The organism is Collinsella sp. AF33-16 (assembly GCF_003475325.1).
Classification (GTDB): domain Bacteria; phylum Actinomycetota; class Coriobacteriia; order Coriobacteriales; family Coriobacteriaceae; genus Collinsella.
Window position 1 is genome coordinate 11,928 of the sequence record NZ_QRQC01000006.1, and the last position, 19,465, is coordinate 31,392.

The 19,465-nt window shown below is 60.6% G+C and carries 15 protein-coding genes; 11 read left to right on the forward strand and 4 right to left on the reverse strand.

What is annotated here, in order from left to right; all coding sequences use genetic code 11:
• The first annotated feature begins 582 nt into the window (after nucleotides 1-582).
• From DWZ52_RS03250 to DWZ52_RS03265, 5 genes are all read left to right on the forward strand, one after another.
• On the forward strand, nucleotides 583-3,933 hold the full coding sequence (locus DWZ52_RS03250) for a CAP domain-containing protein (RefSeq protein WP_118384905.1): 3,351 nt from the start codon (nucleotides 583-585) through the stop codon (nucleotides 3,931-3,933).
• 21 nt (nucleotides 3,934-3,954) lie between these two features.
• Entirely contained in the window at nucleotides 3,955-4,395 is a 441-nt protein-coding gene (locus tag DWZ52_RS09845; protein WP_158572404.1) for a hypothetical protein, read from the forward strand.
• 128 nt (nucleotides 4,396-4,523) lie between these two features.
• A complete protein-coding gene (locus tag DWZ52_RS03255) occupies nucleotides 4,524-5,279 on the forward strand; it encodes a metallophosphoesterase (RefSeq protein ID WP_089572443.1) in 756 nt (251 codons plus the stop codon).
• Nucleotides 5,280-5,288: 9 nt separating this feature from the next.
• Nucleotides 5,289-5,927 (forward strand): metallophosphoesterase, encoded by a 639-nt coding sequence (locus DWZ52_RS03260; RefSeq protein ID WP_117637087.1) that lies wholly within the window; start codon nucleotides 5,289-5,291, stop codon nucleotides 5,925-5,927.
• The gene (locus DWZ52_RS03265) at nucleotides 5,924-6,649 is read left to right on the forward strand and encodes a metallophosphoesterase (protein WP_118384906.1); all 726 of its coding nucleotides are present in this window, start codon (nucleotides 5,924-5,926) and stop codon (nucleotides 6,647-6,649) included. Before DWZ52_RS03260 ends, DWZ52_RS03265 begins: the two co-directional genes overlap by 4 nt.
• 15 nt (nucleotides 6,650-6,664) lie before the next feature.
• On the opposite strand, the gene gluQRS is transcribed toward DWZ52_RS03265, so the two are convergent.
• Nucleotides 6,665-7,684, reverse strand: a complete 1,020-nt coding sequence (gene gluQRS, locus DWZ52_RS03270; protein ID WP_255413181.1) for a tRNA glutamyl-Q(34) synthetase GluQRS — start codon at nucleotides 7,682-7,684, stop codon at nucleotides 6,665-6,667.
• 510 nt (nucleotides 7,685-8,194) lie between these two features.
• On the opposite strand from gluQRS, the gene DWZ52_RS09930 reads away from it, so the two are divergent.
• Entirely contained in the window at nucleotides 8,195-10,141 is a 1,947-nt protein-coding gene (locus DWZ52_RS09930) for a DUF2207 domain-containing protein (protein ID WP_158551264.1), read from the forward strand.
• A 452-nt stretch (nucleotides 10,142-10,593) separates the two neighbouring features.
• Here DWZ52_RS09930 and DWZ52_RS03285 read toward each other — a convergent pair whose 3' ends face one another.
• On the reverse strand, nucleotides 10,594-11,232 hold the full coding sequence (locus tag DWZ52_RS03285; protein ID WP_117629947.1) for a GNAT family N-acetyltransferase: 639 nt from the start codon (nucleotides 11,230-11,232) through the stop codon (nucleotides 10,594-10,596).
• 276 nt (nucleotides 11,233-11,508) lie between these two features.
• Between DWZ52_RS03285 and purH the strand changes: the two genes are divergently transcribed.
• The 4 genes from purH (at nucleotide 11,509) to DWZ52_RS03305 (ending at nucleotide 16,000) form a co-directional block, all read left to right on the forward strand.
• Nucleotides 11,509-13,116 (forward strand): bifunctional phosphoribosylaminoimidazolecarboxamide formyltransferase/IMP cyclohydrolase, encoded by a 1,608-nt coding sequence (gene purH, locus DWZ52_RS03290; protein ID WP_117716266.1) that lies wholly within the window; start codon nucleotides 11,509-11,511, stop codon nucleotides 13,114-13,116.
• A gap of 251 nt (nucleotides 13,117-13,367) precedes the next feature.
• Nucleotides 13,368-14,099 carry a hypothetical protein gene (locus DWZ52_RS03295; protein ID WP_117629945.1) on the forward strand — a complete coding sequence of 244 codons (732 nt, stop codon included), beginning with the start codon at nucleotides 13,368-13,370 and terminating at the stop codon, nucleotides 14,097-14,099.
• Between the two features lie 176 nt (nucleotides 14,100-14,275).
• Nucleotides 14,276-14,947, forward strand: coding sequence for a response regulator transcription factor (locus DWZ52_RS03300; protein ID WP_117629944.1), 672 nt, complete (start codon nucleotides 14,276-14,278; stop codon nucleotides 14,945-14,947).
• A 9-nt stretch (nucleotides 14,948-14,956) separates the two neighbouring features.
• Nucleotides 14,957-16,000 (forward strand): sensor histidine kinase, encoded by a 1,044-nt coding sequence (locus DWZ52_RS03305; RefSeq protein WP_117716267.1) that lies wholly within the window; start codon nucleotides 14,957-14,959, stop codon nucleotides 15,998-16,000.
• 312 nt (nucleotides 16,001-16,312) lie between these two features.
• On the opposite strand, the gene DWZ52_RS03310 is transcribed toward DWZ52_RS03305, so the two are convergent.
• Nucleotides 16,313-16,750, reverse strand: coding sequence for a universal stress protein (locus DWZ52_RS03310; protein WP_006235921.1), 438 nt, complete (start codon nucleotides 16,748-16,750; stop codon nucleotides 16,313-16,315).
• 248 nt (nucleotides 16,751-16,998) lie between these two features.
• Between DWZ52_RS03310 and DWZ52_RS03315 the strand changes: the two genes are divergently transcribed.
• Nucleotides 16,999-17,976 carry an undecaprenyl-diphosphate phosphatase gene (locus DWZ52_RS03315; protein ID WP_117716268.1) on the forward strand — a complete coding sequence of 326 codons (978 nt, stop codon included), beginning with the start codon at nucleotides 16,999-17,001 and terminating at the stop codon, nucleotides 17,974-17,976.
• Between the two features lie 482 nt (nucleotides 17,977-18,458).
• Here DWZ52_RS03315 and DWZ52_RS03320 read toward each other — a convergent pair whose 3' ends face one another.
• Nucleotides 18,459-19,454, reverse strand: a complete 996-nt coding sequence (locus DWZ52_RS03320) for an NAD(P)-dependent oxidoreductase (protein ID WP_117648344.1) — start codon at nucleotides 19,452-19,454, stop codon at nucleotides 18,459-18,461.
• Nucleotides 19,455-19,465: the final 11 nt, after the last annotated feature.

Here is a 19,465-nt window from a genome sequence, read left to right on the forward strand (position 1 = left end):
GCATGGACGCCACTGTCTTAACCGCCCTGCGTGAGATTTTGTCCGTACGGGATGGTATTCAACACATGTAACAAAACAAGTGAGGGAGCGGCGGGGGAGAGCGAGGCGGTTTACAGAAATGAACATCCGTTATATGCGTTAGAAAAATAAAATTGTTCTTGCAACATACAAGCGGAGCGCATATACTGCAGTCATAGCGTATGAGATGGGGTCTCTAAAAGAGGCCAAGCACAGCAATTTGAGTTTATGTAGACGGGACTTGAGCATGAGCACCAGCAGTTTCTCCTTTAACAACGATAATAGTAGTTACATTAATCTCGAGACTATCCTTGGTTGCACTGTCGGTTCTCGCGCAGAGAACGGGCTTGTATTTCTAGATGAAGAGAAGCCATGCGGCGAAGAACTCGAGTATTTAGATGAGATTGAGCGCGAGCGGAACTATGAGTTTGGCTTTTGCGGAGATTAGTTTCATCACGATTCAATTCGCTCAATTTAATTACCCCGTTATCACCTCTTTTTAGCGGGGCAAGTTAGATCGACTATCTGTGTCAAACAACGGCTCACCGTGGGAAGGAATCGGCAATGAGCAAGAACATGAACAAGGACATGAACGGCAAGGCCTTGGGTAAGGCCAGGGCGGCTGGGCGCGTGGCGACGGTTGCTGCGGCGACGATTGCCATGACGGGCGGCTCGCTGCTGTCGCCTCTGACCGCGGCGGCGCAGGGTGCGGATGGCATTGGCGCCGCGGGCGCAACGGCTGCGGTGATGTCGCCGCTGACGAGCGCTGCGGCCGCCGGTACTGGCGCGGGTGCCGTGTCTGCAGCGCAAAAGGTCGCCGACCTGCAGGCTGCAGTTGATGCGGCGCGCGCTAAAGCTGCTACCGCCAAGGCCGATCTGGAAGCGGCTGCCGCTCCCTACGATGCTGCCGCCGTCAACCAGCAGCAGGCGCGGGGCGCCTATGACGCGGCCCGCGGTGCGAGCGATAGCGCGGCCTCCGCTGCTTCGGCCGAGCTGGAAAAGCAGCTGGGCGCTGCGCAGGACAAGGCCGATCAGGATGTCAAGGCGTTTGAGGACGCTCAGGCTGCGCTCGATGCTGCCAAGAAGGAGCTGGCGGACAAGGATGAAGCCCTGACTGCTGCCCAGAGGGCATCCCGTGATGCCCAGTCTGCGCTTGAGGCCGCACAGGCTGCTGCATCCGATGCTACGCCCGAGGCTGTAGCTGCCGCCCAGGCTGCCGCAGGGCAGGCTGCGAGTGACCTGGAACAGGCGAAGCAGCAGGTCGTTGATGCGCAGGCCAAGCTCTCGGATGCTCAAGACGCTGCCACTGCCGCCGCTGCCAAGCAGCAGGACGCGCAGGGCAAGCTTTCGGCAGCTCAGCAGGCAAAGGCCGCGGCAGATGCGGACGTGGATGCCGCGCAGACGAGCTATGACGCGGCCAAGGCCGATCTGGATCGAGCCGAGCAGGGCGCCGCGGGCCCGGAGTACGAGGCCGCCAAGGCAAAGGTGGCTGCTGCGTCCGAAGCGCTGACGGCCGCCAAGGCCGCGCGGTCGAAGTGCGAGAGCGAGCTTGCTGCCGCTGAGCAGGACGTTGCCGCCGCCGAGGGCGAGGTTCAGACTGCTCAGCAGGCAGTTGCCGATCAGCAGCAGGCCGCTGCCGATGCCCAGTCAAAGCTGGATGCCGCCGCTGCTGCCAAGACCGCTGCCGACGCCGCTCTTGACCAGGCCAAGACCGATCATGCCAGTGCGCTCACGGAGCTGGCCGATGCCCAGGCCAAGCTTTCGGCGGCCAAGGACGAGAAAGACGCTGCCGACAAGGCGCTCGATCAGGCGAAGGCCCAAAAGCAGCAGGCCGACCAGGCTGTGGCTCAGGCCCAGGCAAAGCTCGATGCCGCTCAGGCAACGGCGAATGCATCGGCGGAGAACTACCGCCAGGGTGCCATCGCATTCTTTAAGAGTGTGGGTGCCGACGATGCGGCGGATATCATCCTCAACTGCAAACTCGCTGGCTACAACAAGGTGGGCGAGGAAGTCGACGCGACGAGCCTGACCAATATGAAGCAGGCGGTTGTGTGGCTCAAAGCGTGCAACGAGTATCGCGCAAGCGTTGGCCTAGGCGAGCTCAAGGTGACATATGCCATGATGGCGACCGCCATCGCCGACGCGAACTTCTCCGATACGAAGGTCGCGCACGCTCAGCAGTTTAACGTGGGCGAGAATGTGGCGTGGAACTACGGAAGCAATCCGTTTAAGCAGTGGGTCGATCAGGAGAAGGCCATCTTTGATGCTGCCGCCGCCTCGCTGGGCGCGTCGGGCCTTACGGGAAAGGCCGCTTACGATTTCTATACAGCGCATAGCTCCCAGATTGATAACTACGCCGCACTGCACGGTGGACCAAACCCTTCGGTCGGACATTACATCAACGTGATCAACCCCGATTACACCGTGACGGGCATGGGCGTTTGCACGCGAGGGACGCTGTACGGGAGTACACAGGCGCAAACATTTGTATATTCTGGTCAATGGTATAAGCCGTATAACCTCAATCCGATGACGGTTGCAGAGTATGAGGCTGCGTTGAATGCGTGGTGTGACTCGTTGGCAAATCCCGAGCAGGGCGTGGATGCGGCACGCAAGGAGCTTGCTGTGGCGCAGGGCGTTGCCGACGATGCCGGCAGCAAGGTGAGTGCAGCATCGCAGGCCGTTGCAGCAAAGCAAACCCAGGTTGAGCGCGCTGCCGCTAACGTTGATGTCGCGGCAACCAAGGCCTCGGAGGCCCAGGCTGCCGTGGCGCAAAAGCAGGCTGCAGCTGACGCCGCCGCGCGTGCCGTCAGCGATGCCCGCGCCGATTTGAGCGCTGCCAACGCCGCTGTTGCGGCAGCGCAGGACGCCGTGGCCGCCAAGTCTGGCGAGCTCGACATTGCCAAGGGCAAGGTGGCTGCTGCCAAGCGCGCACTGGACGCCGCTCGTGCCGGTGTTGGCGACAAACGGGATGCACTTGCCGCGGCCCAGGATGAGCTAGCGGCGTACTCAGCCGATATCGCCGCTGCTCAGCGTGCGTTTGATGCGGCGTCGTCTGCACTCGAAAGCGCGCGTGCCAATCAGCGCGAGGCGGAGGCCGAACTTCTTGCCACCCAAGGCGATGCCGATCAGGCAGGCATCGATGCTGCTGCCACTCAGGTGGAGCTCGATATGGCGCAGCGGGCTGCAAGCGATGCCGACGCCGTCGTGGCAACGGCTCAGGCAAAATCTGATGCAGCTGCCGCCCGCGCCTCTCAGCTTAAGAATGCCGCCGCAGCACTTGCCAAGGCCACTGGGGACAAAGCGACTGCCGATGCCGCGCTCGATGCAGCGGCGATGGCCGTGAGCGATGCCGAGTATGACGTGGTGGAGGCTGACGATGCCGTGGTGGATGCGACTGTCGCGCGCGACGCCTCTGCCGCCGCGGTTGCCCGCCTGCGCAGAATCAATATTGCCGAAGCCATTGTCAACGGCAGCACTGACGATGCGGACGAGGTACTTAACGCCAAGATCGCTGCGGCCCACGATGCCGCCGAGCGTGCCGCGACCGCCAAGGCCGAACTCGATGACGCCGTGGCTGCGACGGATGCCGTGGCGCCGGCATACTTGGAGGCGCTCGCCAACTACACCGCCGCCAAGGTCGAGCTCGACCAGGCTATTGCCGAGCTTAACGCCGAGATCGCTCGCCAAGAGGCCGCCGACCGCGGAAACGGCGAGCAGACCCAGCCCGTCACGCAAGTGACGTACCAGGCCAAGCATGCGGAGGCAAAGACCGAGGCCACGACTTGGCAGACGGCGATGCCCGCCACGGGCGATGCGTCCGAGCTGCTGGGTGAGACCTTCGTGATCGGCGGCACGGTCCTGGTGGCCGCCGGCGTATTCCTGTCCGATAAGCGCCGCCAGCTGATCCGTTAGGGACAGGGAAGCGCGCTGTTTTTGGCGCGCACCGCAGGGGCATGGGCTCTGCGGCGCGCGCCGCCTTTTTCTTCAAGATTGATTAAGGAGGGATATATGCAAATAAGAGGAGAGGCCGCGATCGCCTGCGGATTCATGGCGGGTCTGGCAACGGGGTTGCTGTTCGATGGATGTTTCGACAGCTATATCAATCGATTCTGCGATTTTGGTTTTTCGAGAGGCAAGCCTTGGAAAACAGCGCCAGCTCGTCAAGAGGTGGCTGCGCCCATCGAGCCCCGCAGCGTGGATACCTCAAAAATCAAGGTAACCGTCACTAAGAACGGCAAGATTTACCACCGTTCTACGGGGTGCAAAAGCCTTCCTCAAAACGCCATTAAAACAAGCGTACCATTAGCGGCTGCACTCAAGCGAGGCAAGACGCCCTGCCCAACATGCTGCCCGCCAACAGTGTGCTCGATCTAGTTTTTTGGGTGTTTGATCCGTTTGGATGGAAGAACGAAGGGTAAGCCCTAAGGGATACAGATGCCGGCCCGGCCTGCAATTTCTTCCATTGATTTGTCCAGAGTCGCACAGCACGGAGGTGTTGTTTGATGTCTATTTTCGTTACCGGAGACGTTCACGGTGTTGCCGAGTATGGGGCGAGTCGCTTCTCGTCGCGCGTTTGGCCATTGGGTCGAACGCTGACGCGCGATGACGTTGTCATCGTTGCCGGCGACTTTGGCTTTATATGGAGCGGCTCGAACACCGACAAATACTGGCTCGACTGGTTTGAGTCCAAGCCCTGGACCACGTGTTTTGTCGACGGCAATCACGAGAACCATCATCTGCTGGCGGGGCTGCCAATGCGTGAGTGGAACGGGGGCCTCGTTCACGAGGTTCGCCCGCACGTGCTGCACCTGATGCGCGGCGAGGTGTTCGACATCACGGGGACCACGGTGCTCGCCATGGGTGGCGCCGCGAGCCATGACAAACAGTGGCGTCAGGAGGGAAAGACGTGGTGGCCCGAGGAGATGCCGAGTGAGCGCGAGATCAAACACTGTCGCGCCTCGCTCGATCGCGCGGGCTGGAAGGTCGACTATGTTGTGACGCACGAGGCGCCGGTCGATTTGGCTGACGAGCTGTGCATGGAGTGCAATCGCGAGTTCTACGACGATTCGCTGCAGGCCTTTTTGGGCGAGCTCGACGGGCGGCTCGACTACCGCACCTGGTTCTTTGGCCATTACCATGACGATGAATGGCGCGATGACAAGCATCGCCTTATCTACCAAGATATCGTGCCGATCGAAGCGCGATGTGCCGATGGGCAGGATGAGACGGCGAGTGACTATTTTGAGCAAGAGCGTTAGGAGGTCCCCATGATCTGGTTTACCAGCGATACCCACTTTGGGCACGAGAACATGCTGCGGCTCGCCGACAGGCCTTGGTCGACTGTTGGGCAGATGAACGACGCCATGGTCGCTAGCATTAATAGCAAGGTCGCTGCGGATGACGAGCTTTACATTTTGGGTGACTTCAGCTTTAAGATGACGGTCCAAGATGCCTACGAGTTGCGCAAAAGCATTGCATGCAAGCGCATCCATCTGCTGCCCGGCAACCACGATAAAGACTGGACGCAGCCTGCGGTGGCGGATGCTTTTATCGTCGAGCCGCCCATTTGCGTGCTCAAGATCGACCGTCAGAAAATCGTGCTGAGCCACTATCCCATGGTCGACTGGCAGGGTATGTCGCACGGCGGCTGGCATTTGCACGGGCATATCCACAGCTGTGGCGACGCGTATAACAAGTTCAACCTTCGGCAGGGGCTGCTGCGCTACGACGTGGGCGTGGACGCCAACGGCTACGCCCCGGTGAGCCTGGAGGAGCTCAAGTCGTGGTTTGCACAGGTAGACGAGCCGGTGTGTTGCGTTAAGTGGCCGTGGTGGGTCAACGCCACGGGCGACGAGCAGGTCGAGCGCGATCTCGAAACCTATAAGAGGGAAGTGGTGATCCGATGACGGTCTATGTGACGGGCGACGTCCATGGCGGCGCTGACATGCAAAAGCTGCGCGATTGGGATCTTGGGGAAAGCCTGACGAGCGACGACTATCTCATCATTGCCGGCGACTTTGGCCTTCCGTGGGATTTCTCTGCCGAGGAGTGCGCCGACATCGCTTGGCTGGAGTCGCGCCCCTATACCGTGCTGTTCGTCGACGGCAACCACGAACGTTTCGACCACTGGGCGGAGCGACCCATGGAGTTGTGGCACGGCGGACTGACACAGCGCCTGTCGGACACCTCGCCCATACGGCGCCTGACGCGCGGCGAGGTTTTTGAACTCGACGGCTCAACGGTCTTTACCATGGGCGGCGCCACGAGCGTGGACAAGGAATACCGCATTCCGTATTCCAGCTGGTGGCCGCAGGAGCTGCCGGACGAGCGCAACTTTGAGGAGGCGCGGACAAAGCTCGACGGCGTGGGCTGGAAGGTCGACTACGTGGTCACCCACACCTGCTCTACGCGCATGCTTTCGCCCACGCTTTATCCGGCGCTCGGCTGGAATTGCCCCGCCGTTGATCGGCTTACGGCGTTTTTCGATGAGCTGGAGGACCGCTTGGACTACAAGCGCTGGTACTACGGGCATTTTCATCGGGATGCCAACCCGGCCGAGCGCCATACCGTGCTCTACGACTGCATCGTTCGCCTGGGCGACGAACTCCAGCCCTGGGATGTTGCGTAGGGGTGGGGTGCCTGATTACTCAGCCGTTACGGTAATGTTCTCCCTGTGCTTGCGGATAACATCCCAGCTAAAATGCTCGACCAGCTGCTCGGCAGAGCGCGGCGTGGTGCCCGGCGCGATGCCTGTTTGTCCGGCGAGCCAACCCAGCAGCGCTTCGGGCGTGCCAAAGCGGGCGCGGAGTTCGCCCAGGTCCAGATCGCGGTCTCGTTTGGAAAGGCGGCGGCCGTCCGGTGCCATGAGCAGCGGAATATGTGCGTAGTGCGGCGTGGGCAGTCCCAACAGGTGCTGCAGATAGATCTGGCGCGGCGTGGACCCCAGCAGGTCGCATCCGCGCACGACCTCGGTGACGCCCATGGCAGCGTCGTCGACCACCACGGCTAGCTGATAGGCAAACACGCCGTCGCTGCGGCGCACCAAAAAGTCGCCGCACTCGGTGGCGAGTGCTTCGCATTGGGCGCCGTACGTGCGATCCACAAATTCGATCACGTCGTCTGCGAGGTCGTCGACGGTGGGCACGCGCAGACGTGTGGCCGGCGCGCGCAGGGCGCTGCGGCGGGCCACCTCCTCGGCCGAAAGACTTCGGCAGGCGCCACGGTAGATGGGCGTGCCGTCGCTCGCGTGCGGTGCACTCGCGGCGTGGAGCTCGGCGCGTGTGCAAAAGCAGGGATAGGTGAGGCCGGCGTATTGCAACTGGTGCAGGGCGTCCTCGTACAAGTCCAGGCGGTCGTGCTGGTAGTAGGGGCCTTCGTCCCACTCCAGCCCCAGCCAGGCCAGGTCGTCAATCAATTGAGCGGCAAGTTCGGGGCGCTTGCAGCGATCGTCCAGGTCCTCAATGCGTAACACGATGCTGCCGCCCTGGCTGCGGGCCGAAAGCCACGCGCACAGGCAGCTGAACACGTTGCCCAGGTGCATGCGGCCCGAGGGTGACGGGGCAAAACGGCCCACGACAGGCGCGGGGGCGGGGACGAGCTTGCTGTTGGTCGCCGTCGACGTGGCCACGGCGGGCGTTGCTATGTTGCATGCGTTGATATCCATGCGGACGAGTATAGCGCGGGGTGAGGTGAGGGGAGGCGTCGTCGATGCTCGCAAGTTGCCGCGGCCACACGTTGCGCGTGCCGGACCACCGGCTCGGCGCCTTAATCGTCGTCAATCAATCTAGCCCTCAAACGACAGAAACCCCGGCAGCTCTTCGCAACTGCCGGGGTTTCCGCGGAAAAGGGGGACATGATCCTCAAGCGGACGGCAAAGGGGCAAACCGTTTTCGCTCAACTGCTTTATGCCCCTCAACTGGCGGCTCAATCAGCGAATGCCGCGCCCACACAAAGCCGCTACACCTGTGATGGAGCTATGAAGTGGTATCTATTGCCGGAGCGGGCTATGCCAAGGAGTGTTCCAGATTACCGGCAGATAGGGAACGTCACCAGGTGCCGGCGGCGGGCGTGACTTTTGTCCCGTTTTGACGCTCCGCTGACCTAGATGTTCGTCACATGAACCCGCAAACGTGGGACAATGACGCTACTGGTACCACAGACAAAGGATGTGCCTATGAACGCCCCCGTTGCCCAGCCCTGTCGGCAGCGCCGCCTGTTTGCGCGGTTCGCTTCCGTCTGCGCACTCGTCGCGCTTGCGTTGTTGCTGCTGCCTGCCGTCGCGCACGCCGACGGCTACTCCATGAGCCAAACCTATATCGGTGCCACGGTTGAGGCCGATGGCTCGCTGACCGTTGTCGAGGGACGCCAGTTCGATTTCGACGATGACATTAACGGCGTGTATTGGGATATCAATACAGGCTCTAACCAGCAAGGCGGCTCGGTGGTCGTCAATGTGCTGAGCGTCGAGGAAGACGACACTGCGTTTAACAAGGTCGACAGCGCAAATAAAGGCGACGACGGCGTTTACACGGTGGAACAGTCCGACGACGGCGTAAAGATTAAGGTGTTCAGCCCTCACGAGAGCGGCGACAGCGCAATCTACTACGTGAGTTATTCCATGACCGGTGCGGTTATGAACTGGGCCGATACCGCCGAGCTCTACTGGAAATTCGTCGGCGACGGCTGGTCGGCGGACTCCGATGACGTCGAGATGGAAGTCTACTTTGCAAATGCCGCTGCCGGGACGGCTGCCGTCAAGGGCGATAACTTCCGCGCATGGGGCCACGGCCCGCTGACGGGCGACGTGTCGCTCGATGCGGACGAGCCCATGGTCACCTATACCATTCCCTGCGTGCACCAGGGCGAATTCGCCGAGGCACGCATCGCCTTCCCTAGCGACTGGGTGCCGCAGCTTGCCGCTTCGGGCGAAGAGCGCATGTCAACGATCCTGAGCGAAGAGAAGGAATGGGCCGACGAAGCTAACGCCCGCCGTGAGCACGCGCGTGCGGTTGCCAGCGCGATTGCCGTGGTGTGTGTTGTTGTGGCGGTTGCCTATACCGGTGTAATCGTGATGCTCAAGCTGCGCAGGCCCAAGCCCAAGCCGCTCTTCCAGGACGAGTACTTCCGCGATGTGCCCTCCGCCGATCATCCCGCGGTGCTTGCAACTCTTATGAGCTGGAACGACGTGCCCGATCAGGCATATATCGCCACGCTGATGAAGCTGACCGACGACCGCGTGATCAAGCTGGAAGAAGCGACCGAGACCAAGAAGAAGGGTCTGCTCCGTCGCGAAAAAGAGGAGCAGACGTATCGCATCACAGTGACCGACGAGGCCTGGAAGGCTGCCAAGAAGGACGGCATCGATCGCGACGTGCTCAAGGTCTTCTTCGCTGGCGTTAAGCCCGATAAAGACGGCGTCCGTTCGCGCACGTTTAGCGAGCTGGAGGAGTATGCCAGCGAGCGTACTGAATCTGTTGGCGACAAGCTCGAGGACTATCAGAGCACGGTTAAGGGCAAGCTGGAGGAGTGCGAGTTTATCGCATCGGATGGCACTATCGCGATGGTGGCCGGCCTGGTTCTCGGCATCATCATTGTCTTTGGCATTTTGGGCTCTCTGTTCTATACCGACTTTGCGGACGCCAACGTCGGTGCCGCTATGATTTCGATCCCCGTCACGATCGTGGGCTTTGTCCTGAGCTGCACCTTCCGCCGTTACACGCCGGAGGGCGCCGAGGTGGCGGCTCGCTGCAAGGCGCTCAAGCATTGGCTCGAGGACTTTACGCGTCTGAAGGAGGCCGTCCCCAGCGACCTGATCTTGTGGAACAAGTTTCTGGTGATGGGCGTTGCCCTGGGCGTTTCGAAAGAAGTGCTGCGACAGCTGGCCGAAGCCGTGCCTGCGGACCTGCGCAACAGTGACGATTTCTACGACAACTACCCCTGCTACTGGTGGTATTACCATCACTACGGCAACGAGTCCCCGCTCGATTCGTTCAACGATGTGTACCACGAGACCATCCGCGAGCTGGCTTCGAGTTCCGATAGCTCGAGCGGCGGCAGCGGTGGCGGCTTTTCCGGTGGCGGCGGTGGCGGCGTCGGCGGAGGCGGCGGCGGAACGTTCTAGCGAGCGCTTGCTTTGGGGTGGATCTTTCTGGGCGGTTGCCAGGGAAGATTCATCCCATTTTTGTGCATCGAAACGGGTCAAACTTTCCGCTGAGGACCTTCGCGCAAGGGGCAGTGGACAAAAAATGCCAAATATGAGTACTGTTGCTGCGTTGGTCACATATGTTTGCACATAATAGTGGGCTCCTAATGAGAGTACTTCTCGTTAGGAGCCCATTTTATTGAACATTTGGGGAGTTACGTCAGCTCGTGCAGCTGGTCGTCATGCCTATAAGCATCAAAAATGCCCTGAATCGCTGCTACTAAAAAGGTAACAGTACTCATATTTGATGTATTTTGACCACGGCTATCTACAAACCCCCTAGGCCACTCATTGGGGACAGACTTAAATGACTAGTTGTTGGGGATCAGTCATTGGGGACGTTCTTAAATGACTAGGTGTGGCTGCTTGGGCTAGGCTGTTAGGTCGAGTTCGTAGAGAAAGCTTTCGCGCGGCATGGCGTGGCGGCGCTCTTCGCGGTTGGCGCGGTGCGTGGCCGTGCGCTTAAAGCCGTGCAGCTCGTAGAACTTCCACGAGCAGTTGGAGTCGGTGTACAGGTGCGCCCTCGTCGCTCCAAGCGAGGACAGGTGCGAGACTGCGGCATCGAGCAGAACCGTGCCAACGCCCAGGCCATGGACATCGCGATCCACGGCAAGCAGCGTGACCTCGTTGTCGTGCGGCAACGGGCTGCTCTCGAGCAGACGGTTGTTGGTTCGGATGGTTGCGCGTACAAACGAGAGATACTCGGCGCAGGCATCGGGCTCCAGCTCACGCATCTGCGATAGCAGCGCGCGTTCGGTATCCATCCAGTGTTCCTTAACGGCGCCGGAGCTCTGTCCCGCACGCGCGAGCGAAATGCCACGCGCCTGACCGTCAATCACCGCAACCTGCGAAAACGTCGACGACGAAAGGCAGTAGGCAAGGTCGCACGCGGCCTCGAGGCGGTTGTACTCATCGTTATCCGAATTGTTATGCCAAAGCTGCTGCAGAATCAGCGCGATGGCGTCGAAGTCTTCGGTATCAAACGGTCGGTAGAGAACCCGCGAGACCATGGTGCCTCTTTCTTTTGCGGATGCATATCGAGCACAGTTCTACCACGCCATTGGCATCTAATTATGGTGCCCCTGTGTTCCATGAACTCACCGTGCCCGGTGCCGTGCCCATCCCCCCGCTCGCAAACTTTTTCTGCACAGCCGTGCGTTGCGGGATGCAACGTCGCGCTCGATGCGCTACATTGAATCAGTATTTTCAATGCCGCTGCGCGAGCGCTGCAGATCGACGTATCACCGACTCACAGAGCACGGCGGCGTATCAGACAGGAGGACTGCATGGGATCTGATGTGAAGATCGCACGCGCGTTGATCTCGGTTACCGATAAGACGGGTGTCGTCGATTTCGCACGGACGCTGGTCGATGACTTTGGCGTCGAGATCATCTCTACGGGCGGCACGGCTCGTGCCATCGAGGACGCGGGCGTTCCCGTAACCCCCATCGAGGAGTTCACGGGCTATCCCGAGATGATGGACGGCCGCGTTAAGACCCTGCACCCCAAGGTTCACGGCGCGCTGCTGGCCCGCCGCGATTCCGAGCAGCACATGCAGGAGGCCGCCCAGCACGGCATTAAGCTGATCGACCTGGTCGTCGTCAACCTGTACGAGTTCGAGAAGACCGTCGCCAACCCCGAGGTCACCTTTGCGGATGCCATCGAGCACATCGACATCGGTGGCCCCTCCATGTTGCGCTCTGCCGCCAAGAACGCCGCGAGCGTTACCGTCATCTCCGACCCGGCCGACTATGATGCCGTCCTGGCCGAGATGCGCGAGACCGGTGGCTGCACCACGCTTTCCACCCGTCGTCGCCTGCAGGTGAAGGTCTACCAGACTACCGCCGCCTACGACACGGCTATCTCCCGTTGGCTTGCCGCCCAGGCAAGCGACGTGGCGGACACCTCTGCCAAGCTCGAGATCTCGTTGGAGAAGGTCGACGACCTGCGCTATGGTGAGAATCCTCAGCAGAAGGCTACGGTCTACCGCTTTGCCGAGGGCTGCGAGAACACCGCGAGCTCGCAGTTCCCGCTCGTGGGCTCCGAGCAGATTCAAGGCAAGCCGCTCAGCTACAACAACTATCTGGACGCCGATGCCGCTTGGAACCTGGTGCGCGAGTTCGACGAGCCGGCCTGCGTGATCCTCAAGCATCAGAACCCCTGCGGCTCCGCCGTTGCCGAGGACATCACGGCTGCTTACGACCGCGCCTTTGCCTGCGATCCCAAGAGCGCCTTCGGCGGCATCATCGCCTGCAACCGCGAGGTCCCCTTTGAGCTGGTTGAGCACTTTGCCGATCAGAACAAGCAGTTCGTCGAGGTTATCATCGCCCCGAGCTACACCGCCGAGGCGCTCGAGCGCATGGCCAAGCGCCCCAACCTGCGCGTGCTGGCTACCGGCGGCGTGGACCACGGCGCCAAGGTGGAGCTGCGCTCCATCGACGGCGGCATGCTGGTGCAGGAGGTCGACCACGTGATCGAGGACCCCGCGACCTTTACGTTCCCCACCGACCGCAAGCCCACCGATGCCGAGATGGCCGAGCTCGAGTTTGCCTGGAAGGTCTGCAAGGGCGTCAAGTCCAACGCCATCCTGGTCTCCAAGGGCAAGGCCGGCATTGGCATGGGCCCCGGTCAGCCCAACCGCGTTGACTCTGCGCTGCTTGCCTGCGAGCGCGCCGAGGACTTCTGCGAGCGCGAGGGCGTGGAGAAGGGCGGCTTTGCCTGCGCAAGCGACGCGTTCTTCCCGTTCCGCGACAACGTCGACGTGCTTGCCGCACACGGCGTGACCTGCATCATCCAGCCCGGCGGCTCCAAGCGCGATGACGAGAGCATCCAGGCCTGCAACGAGCATGGTATTGCGATGGTCTTCACGGGCGCCCGCCACTTCCGCCATTAAGTAGGGAGGTGGCGCTGCGGCTTGCCCAGCCACCGCACCTTGCCGTTCATTCGTCGCTCGCGTACCCAAGTACGCGTCGCTCCTCTTTCACGGCAATCTGCGGCACCTGGGCAACCCTCGCCGACCTGTTAGGTTGACTGGGGAGGATGGGATGTTATCTCGTCCCTTGGACTGGCCTCGCTTCTAAAATAATCTCTGCAAAAGACGGCCGCTCCGTTTGGAGGGCCGTCTTTTTGGTATAAGAGGACGGAATGACTAACACGAAAGGTATGACCATGCCCCAGATTGATGATGCCGAGCTGTTTGGCAATGCCGAGGATCAGCGTGCGTACGAGGACTTTTGCGCCAATCAGGAGGCGGTCGAGAAGTTTACGCTCGACAAGCCCGCGCTTATCTGCCGTTGGCGCATGTCCAACAAAAAGGTGCCCATGCTCAACCGCCACATCCGTGCGCTATCCGAGCGCCTGGTGCAGGGCGAGCCGCTTACCCATAACATGCTCAGCTGGGCCAAGCAGCACGTTGAGTGGTCGCTTGCCGAAGGCGACTACACCGCACGCGACGGCGTGCTCATGCTGGTGATCGACATCAACGGCAACGCCGCCATGACGGTGGGGGAGTACGAGCCGCTCGCCGATACGTCGGCCAAGGCGCTGCGTGCCCGCTCTGCCGAGGCCCGCTCCGAGGCTGACGAAACTGGTGTGGCGCCCGAGCTGCTCGCCGCCGTCAACAACGGCGAGCTCGCCTTTGTGGCGCCGGCGGACGAGTTCCTGTGCGGCACGGCGACGCTCATCGAGCAGCTGGCCCAGACCAAGGGCATCTCGGTCACGCGCGTAGACATTCCCGCGCAGCTCAAGGGCGCTTTGTTTCTGGTGAGCGACGAGCACGGCGTGGTTCCCGCTGCCGATGCCGACGCCGCCGAGTCCGATGCAGCGACGGTCGCCTTTTTTGCCGACGGCTACGAAAAGCTCCGCGCCCGCCGCTAAATGATTTTTCTGGGACGGGGATTTTATAATCATTTGATCCCCGCACCCGTTGCGAGCGAGGGCGAGTCGGACCTTTCGTTCGCGAACAGTTCTGTCACCTTGTTGCCGCGCGAGGCGCGTGCCGGCGACTTCGCGGCGATAATGGCTGTAAGGCAACTAAGAGGGGAACGGAATCCATGGCGCTGATCTATATCGTTGAGGACGACGAGCCCATTCGTCGCGAGCTTGCCGACATCCTTGCCCGTGCCGGTTTTGAGGTCGAGGCCTGCGAATCGTTTGAGCACGTCTCGCGCGATATTCTCGCTGCCGCGCCCGACCTGGTGCTGCTCGACCTCACGCTTCCTGTCAAAGACGGCCAGCACATCTGTCATGAGGTCCGTCGCGAATCCGAGGTCCCCATCATCGTTCTCACGTCGCGCACGACCGAGATCGACGAGGTCATGGCTATGACGCTCGGCGCGGACGACTTTGTTCCCAAGCCCTACAGCGCGCGCGTGCTCGTGGCGCGCATCAACGCACTGCTGCGTCGCACCGCGGCGGCGGGCGAGCGCGGCACGCTCGTCCACAAGGGGCTGGAGCTCGATCTCGCTCGCTCCATGGTCACCAATACGCAAACCGGTACCAGCACCGAGCTCACCAAAAACGAACTGCGTATCCTCTCGCTGCTTCTGAGCCGCGCGGGCAAGATCGTTTCGCGCTCGGCCATCATGCAGGACCTGTGGGACTCCGACGCCTTCGTGGACGACAACACGCTCACCGTCAACATCAACCGCCTGCGTACTACGCTCGAAAAAATCGGCATCAAGGGGTATTTGACAACGCACCGCGGCCAAGGCTATTCGGTCTAGGGGTCGGCTATGTCGTTTGGCAAATTCTTTAAAGATGCGCTGCTTCCCGTCGCCGTGTGGGCGTGCGGCGTGCTGCTGAGCTGCTTTGTGCTGACGGTCGCCGGTGCTTCGACATCTATTGTGGTCGTGGCGGTCGGCGTGTCCTTTATCTTTGGTATGCTCGGCATCGTGATCGAGTACGCGCGCCGTCGTCGTTTTCTGCGCCAGCTGGAGCGTGCGGCAGAGGAGCTGGAGAGCCCCGTATGGGTGCAGGAGATGGTGCAATGCCCGACCTATGCCGAGGGCGAGCTCGAGTACGAGGTCTTGCGCCGGGTGGGCAAAGCTGCCTGCGACGAGGTTGCCGAAGGCCGGCGTCAGACCGATGACTATCGCGACTATATCGAGAGCTGGGTCCATGAGGCCAAGCTGCCCCTGGCGGCGGCCCATCTAATTTTGGAAAACCTGGACGGCAGCGAAGACGACCTGTCGCGTGTGGATGACCTGGGCCGTGAGCTGGCTCGCGTGGAACGCTATATCGACCAAGCGCTGTACTATGCGCGCTCGGAAGTCGTGGAACGCGACTACCTGATTCGCCGCTGGGATCTCAAGACCTTGGTGACGGGTGCGATTAAGGCCAACGCGCGCGAGCTCATTGCGGCGCACGTGGCTCCGGTGTGTGAGAACCTCGACTTCGAGGTCTTTACCGACGAGAAGTGGCTCGAGTTTATCCTGGGCCAGCTCATTCAGAACAGCATTAAATATGCGCGCGAGGACGGCGCGAAGATCGTGTTTTCGGGCGCGTTGTTGGACGAGGGCCTGGCGAGCGAGCGCATTGAGCTTACCGTTGCCGATAACGGCTGCGGCGTGTGCACGGCAGACCTGCCACGCGTGTTCGAGAAGGGCTTTACCGGCGACAACGGCCGCACCACCAAGCACGCAACGGGCATCGGCCTCTACCTGGTGGCGCGCCTGTGCTCCAAGATGGGCATCGACGTTACCGCAGCCTCCGACCCCGGCGAAGGCTTTGTCGTAACGTTTGCCTTCTCGACGAACAAGTTCCAATACTTTGAGTAGTCGGGCCGTCTTGCGGTGCGGATGGCTATGTTCCCGAACATGAACTTAGCTGAGGCAACTGGCGCTATGTTCCCGAACGTGAACATAACTATGAGGCTCAAATGAATCTCCCATAACAAAAAACGTGCCATAAAAAACGTGCCGCCCCGATCGGGGCGGCACGCCATCTTTCTTATCAGCCAACACGCTGAAGTAAGGCTGCGAAGGCCGCGGGGCCGGGAGGGGTTTCCTAAGGGCACATCCCGCAGCCGCAACGCGGCGAGGACGTGCCCTTAGGAAACCCCGTAGGCCCCGCGGCCGGTGGGAGCAACGCTACTTCACGACCAGAATGTCGCAATCGGTATTGCGCAGCAGGAACGTCGAAATCGAGCCCAGGAGCGCATACTTGATCGAGGACAGGCCGCGTGCGCCGCAGAGCACCAGGTCGGGCTTAACCACGTCGAGCATCTCGTCCTTGAGCGTCTCGCGAATGCGGCCGGCGCGAATCATGACCTCGACCTCGGGAATGTCGGGATTGGCCTTGGCCTCCTCGAGCTGCTTGGCGATGGAGTTCTTAAATGCCTCCTCTAGGCCGTTGACCAGATCGACCGGATAGGAACCGGCGCTCTCGAGCGCCGTGGAATCGATAACGTGGCCGATGATTAGCTTGGCGCCGTTGTTCGCGGCGACCTTGATGGCGCGTGCGAGCACAAAATCCTGCTGTTCAGTACCGTCGAGTGAAACAAATACCTTGGTGTAGCCCTCGTTCATGGTTTCCTCCTTGGTCTATCGCACGGGCGCGGGGCTCGTGCATCGGGCGGGCGCGGGCGCGTTGGCCGCCGGACACTTTATCTTGTTGCAGTTATACCCAAGGATTTGGGTTTGACCGCTCGCAATTCTGTGAACGGGCGAGTTTTTTGGTAAGGGTAGGCGCAGGCGCGCCGCCAACGGTTGATAATGGGACATCGCCCGCACCGTCCGCAGAACAATATCGGCGGGTGTCTAACGAGGGGGTCCCTTTGGATATCATCGAGCTTTTAAAATCTGCCTTTATGGGCCTGGTCGAGGGCATCACCGAATGGCTGCCTGTTTCGTCGACCGGTCACATGATCTTGGTGGACGAGTTCGTCAAGATGAACGTGAGCGAGACGTTCTGGAATATGTTCCTGGTCGTGATTCAGCTTGGCGCCATTTTGGCCGTCTGCGTCCTGTTCTTCCATGAGCTCAATCCGTTCTCACCCAGCAAGGGCAAGGAGGGTCGTCGCGACACCTGGGTGTTGTGGGGCAAGATTGTGCTCGGCTGCATTCCCGCCGCGGCGATCGGTCTGCCGCTTAACGACTGGATGGAGGAGCATTTCTATAATGCTCCCGTCGTGGCGCTGGCACTCATTGTGTACGGTGTGCTGTTTATCGTGATTGAGAACTGGCGCGCGAGCAAGCGCGAGGAAATGGCCGTTGCCGGTTCGTTTGGTTCGCGTGCCGCGGCGTCGGGTGGACGTCCCGCTGGCGCACACTTTGCCGCGCCCGCTGCGGTTGCTGCTGCAGACGACGATGACGATAACCTGGACTTTGGTTCCATCGCTACGCTCGAGGACCTGAGCTGGAAGACCGCACTGGGTATCGGTTGCTTCCAGGTGCTCTCGCTGGTGCCGGGTACGTCGCGCTCTGGCTCCACCATCATCGGCGGCCTGCTGCTGGGCTGCACGCGCTCGGTGGCGTCTAAGTTCACGTTCTTCCTGGCCATTCCCGTTATGTTTGGCGCGAGTGCGCTCAAGCTGGTCAAGTACTTTATTAAGGGCGGCACGTTTGGCGCCAACGAGATTGCCATCCTGGGCGTGGGTTGCGTCGTCGCCTTTGCGGTGTCGCTCATTGCCATCAAGTGGCTTATGGGCTTCGTCCGCCGTCATGACTTTAAGTGCTTCGGCGTGTATCGCATTGTCCTGGGCATCGTAGTGCTTGCGTACTTCTTTGTCCTGGAGCCGATGCTCGGCCTCTAACTTAGTCGACGCTGCGCGGCGGTCAGGACGACAACTTGTCATTCAAAGGGGGTGGCATGACCAAAAGGTCTATGCCGCCCTCTTTGTCAAGGGGCTAGGTAAAAGGGGTCAGGTAATTTTGCACCAACTTGGTTCAGAATAGCCTGAAACCTTTTCATCAATCGCAGTGGGAGATGGTGATCTGGGCGAATGAGTCGACTGTCCTTCCTGGTCGCCAACAAAAATCGAGTTGTGCGGCCTCTCGGAGGTCTCTAGCTGACAAAAAACGCCATCTTGGTACCATCAGCATTCACAGTAGTGTTTGCTACTGTGAGTTATATGCGTAAATTCGCGAGAATATTCCCAAAATAGGACAAAGGCACTCAAGTTATTTCAGCAACCCTTGCGTGGAGCCAGTGGAAAAGGCCGCACAACTCGAAAAATGTTGGTGGCGGTTTGAGGATAATGCCGAATGCGGTAAAGGGACTGTCCCTTTGCCGCATTCAGGCCACGGTGTGCTGGGGCTTGCGGTTAAAGATGAGCTTGTCCACTACGGCCTGAAGCGACATATGACGGACGGTGTTGTAGGCCTCCTGCGTGCTGTAGGCGCAGTGGGGTGTGACGATGCAGCGCGGGTGGGCGATCAAGGCCTGGTTGGGCGCGGTCTCGTCGGCGAGCACGTCGAGCGCAGCGCCGCAAATGCCGCGTGTGCCACTGCTGGCAATACCCTCGTCCAGCGCGGCGACTAGGGCATTTTCGTCCACAATGGGTCCCCGGGCCGTGTTAATCAAAAATGCCGTTGGTTTCATACGCGCAAGTTCGCGCTTGCCAATTAGCGTTTCGGTCTCCGGAATCAACGGGCAATGAAGGCTGACGATATCGGAGGCCCCAAGCAATTCGTCGAGCGTTTGCGCTTTGATACAACCGGCGGCGGCAAGCTCTTCTGCGCTCTTGGTTGGCGCCCACACCAGCACCTTCATGCCGAGTGCCTGCGCGATAGGCACCACGGCACGCGCGATGCTGCCAAAAAAGACGAGCCCCAACGTGCGGCCCTGCGTGCGGTGCATGGTATACCCGCCCAGTGGATTCCAAACGCCAGTCCGCACGTCGCAGTTGAGAAACGTAACCTGTCTCATCAGGTCAAGCATCAAGGCAATAGTATGCTGAGCGACGTCTTCCGAGCAGTATCCGGGGCAGTTGGTGACGGTGATGCCGTGTGAGGCCAAGCGGTCGACAGCAACGTGGTTCACGCCGATGGACATATTCGAAACGATGCGTATCCCCACGGCGGCCATGTCGTCGGCACACGCATCGTCGATGGGACCGAACTCGCCGACAAAGCCCTCGCAGCCGACCAACTGCTCGGCGGTGGGGCAGACATTGGGCTTGTGCGCGCAGCCAACCAGATCAATTTGGTCGCCGCCTTCGATTGTGTCGAGCACCGCTTGACCAGCTTCGGTCGAGCCGTCGACCATGTAATAGAGCACCTTGTGTTTCACAACGGCCCTCC

Coding starts and splice junctions, on each gene's coding strand:
- gluQRS (WP_255413181.1), bottom strand. CDS start 7,684: ATGGATATCAACGCATGCAACATAGCAACGCCCGCCGTGGCCACGTCG.
- DWZ52_RS03255 (WP_089572443.1), top strand. CDS start 4,524: ATGTCTATTTTCGTTACCGGAGACGTTCACGGTGTTGCCGAGTATGGG.
- DWZ52_RS03300 (WP_117629944.1), top strand. CDS start 14,276: ATGGCGCTGATCTATATCGTTGAGGACGACGAGCCCATTCGTCGCGAG.
- purH (WP_117716266.1), top strand. CDS start 11,509: ATGGGATCTGATGTGAAGATCGCACGCGCGTTGATCTCGGTTACCGAT.
- DWZ52_RS03250 (WP_118384905.1), top strand. CDS start 583: ATGAGCAAGAACATGAACAAGGACATGAACGGCAAGGCCTTGGGTAAG.
- DWZ52_RS03260 (WP_117637087.1), top strand. CDS start 5,289: ATGATCTGGTTTACCAGCGATACCCACTTTGGGCACGAGAACATGCTG.
- DWZ52_RS03295 (WP_117629945.1), top strand. CDS start 13,368: ATGACTAACACGAAAGGTATGACCATGCCCCAGATTGATGATGCCGAG.
- DWZ52_RS09930 (WP_158551264.1), top strand. CDS start 8,195: ATGAACGCCCCCGTTGCCCAGCCCTGTCGGCAGCGCCGCCTGTTTGCG.
- DWZ52_RS03265 (WP_118384906.1), top strand. CDS start 5,924: ATGACGGTCTATGTGACGGGCGACGTCCATGGCGGCGCTGACATGCAA.
- DWZ52_RS03310 (WP_006235921.1), bottom strand. CDS start 16,750: ATGAACGAGGGCTACACCAAGGTATTTGTTTCACTCGACGGTACTGAA.
- DWZ52_RS03285 (WP_117629947.1), bottom strand. CDS start 11,232: ATGGTCTCGCGGGTTCTCTACCGACCGTTTGATACCGAAGACTTCGAC.
- DWZ52_RS03305 (WP_117716267.1), top strand. CDS start 14,957: ATGTCGTTTGGCAAATTCTTTAAAGATGCGCTGCTTCCCGTCGCCGTG.